The following is an 8,779-nucleotide window of genomic DNA, read 5'->3' on the forward strand; positions in this document are numbered from 1 at the left end:
TACATCATGCGCCAGCAGCTATCAATTCAGGAGTAATCAAAACACCGCACGCTCAGGCAGACAGGTAGCCGGCGTACTCGAAATAGCCCGACCACGCAGGGTCGTACGCCACCTTCAGCTCCAGCGATGCTGCCTCGTCGCGCAGCAGCAGGGGTGCCAGCGCCTGCTTGGCCAACTGCTCGTCGCTCACGTAGTACAGCGCCTGCCGGCGCCCTGCGCGCATCAGCGTCAGCACCAGAATGCCCAGCTGCGGCACTTGCAGCACGGTGGCGGCCTGATCCTGCAGGTCTTGCACGGCGGTCAGGGTGTCGCTGTCGGGCACGGCCAGATCCACGGTCAGGGCGTAGGCCAGGTCGGCGCGCATGGCCACCGCATTGGCGCTGGTGTTGACCATAACCACGCCGGTCTCGGGCGCGTCGTCGCTGTCGATGTCGTCGGGTGGCAGCTCGTTGCCGTCTTCGTCGATGGGGCAGTCAAACTGCAGCTCCAGCCCGTCCCACTCGGCCTCGCCCGTGGGGAAGTGGCCGGTGTGGCCCAGGGTCTCAGTCCAGTTGCGGTCGAACACCGGGGGCAGCTGGCTCAGCGGCACCCAGGGGGTGTGGGCATCGTCCGGCTCGCCCACAAAGTCCACCGCGCCCACCTTCACGGCAAAGTCGTATTCGCCCAGCACGTGGTCGAGCATGATGAACGCCATGTTGCGCGCGTGGTCCTGGTAGTCGCTGGGAATCTCGCGGCCAAAGCGGATCTCCAGCGCCGCCTGCCCGCCGTCCTGTTCCAGCGCCACCAGCACTTCGGCGGTGGACAGCTCGAAGCCTTCCATGCCGATGGGAAAGTCCGGCTGCGTGGTGCGCTCGCGGAACGCACGCACGCGGTAGTGCGGCAGCGCGGGTGCGGCCGCCACCACCTGCGCCACCAGCGGAAACCGCTCGATGCTGCCGTGGGCCGTGACGATGAGGTCCACCACCGCATCAGCATCGTCACCGGACATCTCCAGCGCCAGGCCTTCCAGGTGCTGATCGATCAGCGCATTGGCCGCCCCCACGCGCTCGCGCAGCGGCAGGGCCTGGAGCGATGCCTGGGCATCCGAAAATGCGCGCCAGAAGGCGCCGATGGCGGGAGAGGGAGTGGTCATCGCGGTCCTTGTACAAAGTCGGGGATCATCCCATCTCCAGCCAGCGGCCTCAGACGAGCTCCAGCGCCACGGCCGTGGCCTCGCCACCGCCAATGCACAGCGTGGCCAGGCCCTTGGTCAGGCCGCGCGCCTTGAGAGCGTGGATCAGCGTGACCATGATGCGCGCGCCGCTGGCGCCAATGGGGTGGCCCAGCGCGCAGGCGCCGCCGTTCACGTTGACCTTGTCGTGGGGCAGATCCAGCTCCTTCATCAGCGCCATGGGCACCACGGCAAAGGCTTCGTTGATCTCCCACAGCTGCACGTCGCCCACTTGCCAGCCGGCCTTGGCCAGTGCCTTCTGCGTGGCGCCCAGCGGGGCGGTGGCAAACCACTCGGGTTCTTGCGCGTGCGTGGCGTGGCTCACGATGCGGGCCAGGGGCTTGGCGCCCAGCTTCTTGGCGGTGGACTCGCGCATCATCACCAGCGCGGCCGCGCCGTCGTTGATGCTGGAGCTGGAGGCGGCGGTGATGGTGCCGTCTTTCTTGAACGCGGGCTTGAGCGTGGCGATCTTTTCGAGCTTGACCTTGCCGGGGCCTTCGTCCACCGACACCACGCGCTCGCCGCTGCGGTCTTTCACGGTCACGGGCACGATCTCGGCCGCGAAGGCGCCCGACTCGGTGGCCGCCTTGGCCCGCTGCACGCTGGCGGTGGCGAACGCGTCTTGCTGCTCGCGGGTGAACTGGTACTTGGCAGCGCAATCTTCACCAAAAGTGCCCATGCTGCGGCCTGCTTCGTAGGCATCTTCCAGGCCGTCGAGCATCATGTGGTCGAAGATGCGATCATGGCCCAGGCGGTAGCCCCCACGGCCTTTTTGCAGCAGGTAGGGGGCGTTGGTCATGCTCTCCATGCCGCCCGCCACCATCACGTCGTGCGTGCCCGCCAGCAGCATGTCGTGCGCCATCATCGCGGCCTTCATGCCGGAGCCGCACATCTTGCTGAGGGTGACAGCACCCGCGCCCTTGGGCAGCCCACCCTTGAAGGCCGCTTGGCGCGCAGGCGCCTGACCCTGGCCGGCCATCAGGCAGTTGCCAAACAGCACTTCGCCCACAGCGTCGGGCGAGACACCGGCGCGCTCAATGGCGGCCTTGATGGCCGCACCGCCCAGGTCGTGCGCAGCCAAGCTGGAGAAGTCGCCCTGCAGCGAGCCCATAGGGGTGCGTGCGGCGCCGACGATGACGATGGGGTCTTGGATGGACATGGTGAAGGTCTCCTGGGTAAGGGTCAGAGGAAAAGGGGTGGGTGGCAATTGGGGCTTGGCGGGCGCTCAGCCCGCCGCCGCGCGCTGCGCAAAGCGCCGCTCCGGGTCGTAAGGGAACACATCGAGCATCTGGCCGGCCTGAATGCGCTCCTTGTGCGACTGCCAGAACGCAGCGTCGAGCAGGTCGGCGTGGTGCTGCATGAAGACCTCGCGCACCGCGTCGTTGCCGAGCAGGAAGGGGCCAAAGGTTTCGGGGAACACATCGCGCGGGCCCACGCTGTACCAGACCTCGCCGCTCATCTCTTCTTCCTCGTTGCGCGGCGTGGGCACGCGGCGGAAGTTGCAGTCGGTGAGGTATTCGATCTCGTCGTAGTCGTAGAACACGACCTTGCCGTTGCGCGTGACGCCGAAGTTCTTCCACAGCATGTCGCCAGGGAAGATGTTGGCCGCCACGAGGTCCTTGATGGCATTGCCGTATTCGATGACGCTGTGCTCCATCTGCTGGCGCGCGCGCGGGTCGGAGAGGCCGGTATCAAAAGCCTCTTGAAGGTAGATGTTGAGCGGGATCATGCGCCGCTCGATGTACAGGTGCTTGATGATCACCTCGGTCTGGCCGTCGCCATCGCGGTCGCTGATTTCGAGCTGGCTGGGGGCGAACTTCTCGATCTCGGCAATCAGCGCGTCGTCAAAACGGTCGCGCGGAAAGGCGACCTCGCTGTACTCCAGCGTGTCGGCCATGCGGCCCACGCGGTCGTGTTGCTTGACGAGCAGGTACTTGGCCTTGATCTGCTCGCGCGTGGTTTCCTTCTGGTGCGGGAAGTAGTCCTTGATGAGCTTGAACACGAACGGAAAGCTCGGCAGGTCGAACACCAGCATCACCATGCCCTTGATGCCGGGCGCGATGCGGAACTGGTCGCTGGAATGCTTGAGGTGGTACAGAAAGTCGCGGTAGAACAGCGTCTTGCCCTGCTTGGCCAGGCCCAGGGCGTTGTAGATCTCGGCGCGCGGCTTGCGCGGCATGAGGCTGCGCAAGAACTGCACATAGGCGCTGGGCACCTCCATGTCCACCATGAAGTAGGCGCGGGCGAAGCTGAACAGCATCTGCATGTCGTCTTCGCCAAACAGGGCGGCGTCGATGTACAACCTGCCGCTGTCGTCATGCAGGATGGGCAGCGCAAACGGCACCTCGTGGAAGCCGTTGATGATCTTACCCACCACATACGCGCCCTTGTTGCGAAAGAACAGGCTGGTGAGCACCTGGATCTGGAAGTTGGTGCGCAGCCGCACCTTGTCGAGCCGGCCGCGCATGGCGGCCACCACACAACCGGTGTCGCGCGCCAGGTCAGCAAACTCGCGCTGAAGCTGGAAGTTCTCGACGATGACCTGGAAGGTGTCGCCCAGCGTCTCGCGTGTGGGGTAGTAGGCGCGGTAGGTGGGCCGCGCGGCGGGCTCGTCGTTCTCGATGTATTCGGTGCTGACCGCAGGCCGCACAAAGATGAAGTCGTTGTGGAAATGCGTGCGGTGCAGGATCTTGGTGGTGACCGAGTTGAAGAAGGTTTCGGCCAGTTCGGGCTGGTGGTGGTTGACCAGCAAGCCGATGTAATGCAGCTTGACCTGGTGCCACACATCCATGGGCTGCGCGCCGGCCTCGAACTCTTTCTCCAGGCGGCGCACGCATTCCTTCACCCGCAAGTCATAGAACTCGATGCGCTCGCGCTGCGCCCGCTGCTGGCCATGCCAGTCGGCGGTTTCAAAGCGGTGCTTGGCCCGCGCGGACTCGGTGCGGAACAGCCGGTAGTGGCGGTTGAATCCGTCCATCATGGCCTTGGCAATGCCATAGGCCTGGGGGGCATCCAGGCGTTGCGGGAACATGGTGGCAGGCATCCTTGTCAGCGCAACCGTCGCGTGCGTAAGCGGGGGCGCCTTGCTTACTGCCGCCGGGTGGCAGCCACGCCGGCAATCGCGGCCTTGTACAGCGATTCCAGGCCTTCGGTGCTGTCCACCGACATGTGCAGGTTGTTGATAAGCCCGTCCTTGAGCCCATAGCACCACCCATGCAGGGTCACCTTCTGGCCGCGGCCCCAGGCGTCCAGCATGACGGTGGTCTGCGCGATGTTGACGACCTGCTCGATGGCGTTCAGCTCGCACAGCACATCGTGGCGCCATTCGGGCGCGGTGGCGGCGATCAGGTCGCGGTGGCGGTCGCGCACATCGGTAACATGGCGGATCCAGTTGTCGGCCAGGCCAACGCGAGTGCCCTGCAGCGCGGCGAGCACACCGCCGCAGCCGTAGTGGCCCACCACCATCAGGTGCTCCACCTGCAACTGGTCCACCGCGTACTGGATGGTGGACAGGCAGTTGAGGTCCGTGGGGACCACCACGTTGGCCACATTGCGATGCACGAACACTTCGCCTGGCTCCAGCCCGGTGATCTGGTTAGCAGGCACCCGGCTGTCAGAGCAGCCGATCCACATGTACTTGGGCTTCTGCTGCGCCAGCAGGCTGGTGAAGAAGCCTGGCCGCTCCCGCTCCATCTGGGCCGCCCAGGCGCGGTTGTGAACAAACAGGTCGTCAATGGAGGAGGGCATGGGGTCCTTGCGGTGAAAGGTTGGCGTTACGGAGGGGTCAGCAGGTTTCGGCAAACAGCTCGCGGCCGATCAGCATGCGGCGGATCTCGCTGGTGCCCGCGCCAATCTCGTACAGCTTGGCATCGCGCCAGAGGCGGCCCAGCGGGTACTCGTTGATGTAGCCATTGCCACCATAGATCTGCACGCCTTCGCCCGCCATCCAGGTGGCCTTTTCGGCACACCACAGAATCACACTGGCGCAGTCCTTGCGGACCTGGCGCACGTGGTCAGTGCCGAGCATGTCGAGGTTTTTGGCCACAGTGTAGGCAAACGAGCGCCCCGCCTGCAGCACGGTGTACATATCGGCCACCTTGCCCTGGATGAGCTGGAATTCGCCAATGCTTTGGCCGAACTGCTTGCGGTCGTGAATGTAAGGGATCACGTTGTCCATGACCGACTGCATGATGCCCAGGGGGCCGCCGGTCAGCACCGCGCGTTCGTAGTCCAGGCCACTCATCAGCACTTTGGCACCGTTGTTCACGCCGCCCAGCACGTTCTCTGCGGGCACTTCTACGTCCTGGAACACCAGCTCGCCCGTGTGGCTGCCGCGCATGCCCAGCTTGTCGAGCTTTTGGGCGATGGAGAAGCCCTTCATGCCCTTCTCGATCAGGAACGCCGTGACGCCGCGTGCGCCCATTTCAGGCTCGGTCTTGGCGTAGACCACCAGCGTGTCTGCGTCGGGGCCGTTGGTAATCCACATCTTGCTGCCGTTGAGCAGGTAGTAGCCGCCCTTGTCCTCGGCCTTGAGCTTCATGCTGATCACGTCGGAGCCTGCGCCGGGCTCGCTCATGGCCAGCGCGCCTACATGCTCGCCGCTGATGAGCTTGGGCAGGTACTTGATCTTTTGGGCCTCGTTGCCGTTGCGGTTGATCTGGTTCACACACAGGTTGCTGTGTGCACCATAGGACAGGCCCACCGAGGCGCTGGCGCGAGAGATTTCCTCCATGGCCACCATGTGCGCCAGGTAGCCCATGGCGGCGCCGCCATATTGCTCGGGCACCGTGATGCCCAGTACACCCAGGTCGCCCATCTTGCGCCACAGGTCCATGGGAAACTGGTCGTTGCGGTCAATCTCGGCTGCACGCGGCGCGATTTCGGCCTGTGCAAAGTCGCGCACGGCGTCGCGCAGGGCGTCGATGTCTTCGCCGAGCTGGAAGTTGAGGCCCGGAAGATTGGCAGGAATGCTCATGGGGTTTGTCTCCTCGTAGAAGGTGGGGAAATGGGCAGGGCTCAGCCCTGGATGTTGTCGCGTCCGGTCACCGCCATCAGGGTGCAGCCCATGGTGGCGATCAGCTTTTCTTGGTTGCCGTCGATGGCGAAGGCGCGGCCCTCACAGACGGTGATGGTGCGGCCGGGCTTCAGCACCCGCCCTTCCATGCGGAACCGCTCGCCTTTGGCAGGGGCCAGCAGATTGATCTTGAATTCGATGGTGAGCACGGCGGCATCGGCCGCCATGAGAGTGAAACCGGCATATCCGCAGGCCGAATCCAGTGCCGTGGACACCATGCCCGCATGGAGAAAACCATGCTGCTGGGTCAGCGCGGGAGCCCAGGGAAGCTCAATGTCCACAGCACCTGGCGCCACCAACCCCAGCGACGCGCCAAGCGTATGCATGGCCCCCTGCCGCGCGAAGCTATCGCGCACGCGGTCGGCAAAGTCGATGCAACGCGGCTCAAAGGGGGGCGTGCTCACTGCAGTCTCCTGATTTACGTTTACGTAAACGTCAATTATGGATCAATTTTGCTTTTCCACCTTGGCCAATAGCGAGCGCGCCTCTTCTTCGTGCTCCCGCACCTCTTCTAGATTGGCCTGCAGATCGGCCATTTGCTCTTCGAGCTGTTTGCGATGAACCACCAGCACGTCCAGGAACTTGCGAAGCTGTACACCGGTGTCACGGGGGCTGTCATAGAGATCGATGATCTCCTTGGCCTCGGTGAGAGACAGACCCAGGCGCTTGGCCCGCAGCGTCAAACGCAGCCGCGTGCGGTCGCGTGCGCTGTAAACCCGGTTGCGGCCTGCTGCACCGGTGCGCTCTGGCTGCAACAAGCCCATGTCTTCATAAAAACGGATCGCCCGGGTGGTGAGATCGAACTCTTTGGCGAGGTCACTGATGGTGTAGGTATTGGCCATGGTGGGTGCTGCACGCAGCGGTATCGGGTTCGCACAGGAGACAGTCGTATGGCGGCTGCTCTCTACAATGCATTGAGTGCATGACGTTTACGTTAACGTCAATGCTAACCCATCACACTGCCTCCATGAATCCACTCGAACACCAGATCCACTACCCGTTCGGCGACGCGCTCCCCGCCGAGGGCGCCACCCTGGAAGTCGCACCTGGAGTGCGCTGGGTCCGCATGGGCCTACCCTTTGCACTGGATCACATCAATCTGTGGCTGTTGCGCGATCGTCAGCCAGATGCTGGCGGCACGCCGGTAGACGGGTGGACCATCGTGGATTGCTGCATCGACAGCGCTGCAACCCGCGCCCAGTGGGAGCAGGTCTTTGCGAACTGCCTGGAGGGGCTACCCATCCTGCGCGTCATCGTGACCCACATGCATCCAGACCATATCGGGCTGGCGCACTGGCTGTGCGAGCGCTGGAATGTGCGCTTGTGGATCAGTGCCACCGACTACAACGTGGCACGCGTTGCTGTCTATGACCCACAGGGGTTTGGCGGGGAAGCGGGGGCGGATTTTTATGCGTTGCACGGTGCGCAAGACCCGTCTTTTCTGGCCCATGTACGCGGTCGTGCATCGTATTTTCCAACCTTGGTCCCCGCATTGCCGGCCCGTTTTTACCGACTCATGGATGGAGACATCCTCAATATCGGTGGTCGCGCCTGGCGCTGCATCAGCGGCTATGGCCACGCACCTGAGCACATGGCATTGTTTTGCGCTGAGCTCACTACACTGATCAGCGGAGACATGGTGTTGCCGCGCATATCGACCAATGTCAGTGTCCATGCCAGCGAGCCCGAAGCCAACCCTTTGCGGTTGTTTTTAGATTCCCTAATGCGGTACCTGGACCTTCCGGAGAGCACGTTGGTACTGCCATCGCACGGCAAGCCATTCACAGGGCTGGCCACCCGCATCACACAACTCCAAGACCATCACCGGGAGCGGCTTGAGGAAATCCTGCAGGCGGCAGGTGAACACGCCCTGAGTGCTGCGGATACTTTGCCGATTCTCTTTAAGCGCAAGTTAGACACCCATCAAATGACTTTTGCCATGGGAGAGGCTTTGGCGCATCTGCACTATCTGTGGATGGAGGGGAAGTTGGAGCGTTTTCTCGACCCGGGTAGTGTTCAAAGATTTCGCGCGCCCAGTTAGAAACAAATATCGCTACAAGCGCGTCGCATGCGTTCGTCGAGTGTCGGATAGAGGCAGGAGCAGGGGCAGGACCTTCAATTCGGATCAGCGCTGATTGAAAGACCTGCCCTAATTCAATGGACAACGCGAGGTAGCCCAAACCAAATGATCCAGAGCTTCCCCCCCGGGTAGCTTGACATGTTTGGGCTCTTCAGTCGGCCTAATTAGGTAGAGGCCGACCGACTAGATCGTATCCCCCTTGGTGCTGATTAGCGCCTGTTGCCGTTGACGCCTTTTCGTGTTCTGCAAAGCAAAAAACCCCAGTCATATCTGACTGGGGTTTTCTGGGCTGTAAGAGCCTGACGATGACCTACTTTCACACGGGAACCCGCACTATCATCGGCGCAAAGTCGTTTCACTGTCCTGTTCGGGATGGGAAGGAGTGGGACCAACTTGCTATGGTCATCAGGCATAA

The 8,779-nt window shown here is 62.9% G+C and carries 8 protein-coding genes and 1 rRNA gene; 1 reads left to right on the forward strand and 8 read right to left on the reverse strand.

The window, feature by feature from the left end; all coding sequences use genetic code 11:
* Positions 1-52: 52 nt before the first annotated feature.
* From DNK89_RS12645 to DNK89_RS12675, 7 genes are all read right to left on the reverse strand, one after another.
* Positions 53-1,132, reverse strand: coding sequence for a DUF695 domain-containing protein (locus DNK89_RS12645; RefSeq protein ID WP_110960355.1), 1,080 nt, complete (start codon positions 1,130-1,132; stop codon positions 53-55).
* Positions 1,133-1,181: 49 nt separating this feature from the next.
* Entirely contained in the window at positions 1,182-2,369 is a 1,188-nt protein-coding gene (locus DNK89_RS12650) for an acetyl-CoA C-acyltransferase (protein WP_015015782.1), read from the reverse strand.
* A gap of 66 nt (positions 2,370-2,435) precedes the next feature.
* A complete protein-coding gene (gene aceK, locus DNK89_RS12655; RefSeq protein WP_110960411.1) occupies positions 2,436-4,241 on the reverse strand; it encodes a bifunctional isocitrate dehydrogenase kinase/phosphatase in 1,806 nt (601 codons plus the stop codon).
* Positions 4,242-4,297: 56 nt separating this feature from the next.
* Positions 4,298-4,957: a carbonate dehydratase gene (gene can, locus DNK89_RS12660; protein WP_110960356.1), complete on the reverse strand. Its 660-nt coding sequence runs from the start codon at positions 4,955-4,957 to the stop codon at positions 4,298-4,300.
* A gap of 37 nt (positions 4,958-4,994) precedes the next feature.
* Complete coding sequence (locus DNK89_RS12665; protein WP_110960357.1) at positions 4,995-6,185, reverse strand: isovaleryl-CoA dehydrogenase; 1,191 nt, start codon at positions 6,183-6,185, stop codon at positions 4,995-4,997.
* Positions 6,186-6,226: 41 nt separating this feature from the next.
* Positions 6,227-6,688, reverse strand: coding sequence for a PaaI family thioesterase (locus DNK89_RS12670; protein ID WP_060985488.1), 462 nt, complete (start codon positions 6,686-6,688; stop codon positions 6,227-6,229).
* A gap of 42 nt (positions 6,689-6,730) precedes the next feature.
* Complete coding sequence (locus DNK89_RS12675) at positions 6,731-7,126, reverse strand: MerR family DNA-binding transcriptional regulator (RefSeq protein WP_015015787.1); 396 nt, start codon at positions 7,124-7,126, stop codon at positions 6,731-6,733.
* Positions 7,127-7,251: 125 nt separating this feature from the next.
* Between DNK89_RS12675 and DNK89_RS12680 the strand changes: the two genes are divergently transcribed.
* The gene (locus DNK89_RS12680) at positions 7,252-8,325 is read left to right on the forward strand and encodes an MBL fold metallo-hydrolase (RefSeq protein ID WP_110960412.1); all 1,074 of its coding nucleotides are present in this window, start codon (positions 7,252-7,254) and stop codon (positions 8,323-8,325) included.
* Positions 8,326-8,661: 336 nt separating this feature from the next.
* Here DNK89_RS12680 and rrf read toward each other — a convergent pair.
* A 5S ribosomal RNA gene (gene rrf / locus DNK89_RS12685) occupies positions 8,662-8,774 on the reverse strand.
* Positions 8,775-8,779: the final 5 nt, after the last annotated feature.

Source organism: Acidovorax sp. ST3 (genome assembly GCF_003231145.1).
Classification (GTDB): domain Bacteria; phylum Pseudomonadota; class Gammaproteobacteria; order Burkholderiales; family Burkholderiaceae_C; genus Acidovorax.

Excerpts from the sequence above, each read along its gene's own strand:
- DNK89_RS12645 (WP_110960355.1), bottom strand. The coding sequence starts at position 1,132 with ATGACCACTCCCTCTCCCGCCATCGGCGCCTTCTGGCGCGCATTTTCG.
- DNK89_RS12650 (WP_015015782.1), bottom strand. The coding sequence starts at position 2,369 with ATGTCCATCCAAGACCCCATCGTCATCGTCGGCGCCGCACGCACCCCT.
- aceK (WP_110960411.1), bottom strand. The coding sequence starts at position 4,241 with ATGTTCCCGCAACGCCTGGATGCCCCCCAGGCCTATGGCATTGCCAAG.
- can (WP_110960356.1), bottom strand. The coding sequence starts at position 4,957 with ATGCCCTCCTCCATTGACGACCTGTTTGTTCACAACCGCGCCTGGGCG.
- DNK89_RS12665 (WP_110960357.1), bottom strand. The coding sequence starts at position 6,185 with ATGAGCATTCCTGCCAATCTTCCGGGCCTCAACTTCCAGCTCGGCGAA.
- DNK89_RS12675 (WP_015015787.1), bottom strand. The coding sequence starts at position 7,126 with ATGGCCAATACCTACACCATCAGTGACCTCGCCAAAGAGTTCGATCTC.
- DNK89_RS12680 (WP_110960412.1), top strand. The coding sequence starts at position 7,252 with ATGAATCCACTCGAACACCAGATCCACTACCCGTTCGGCGACGCGCTC.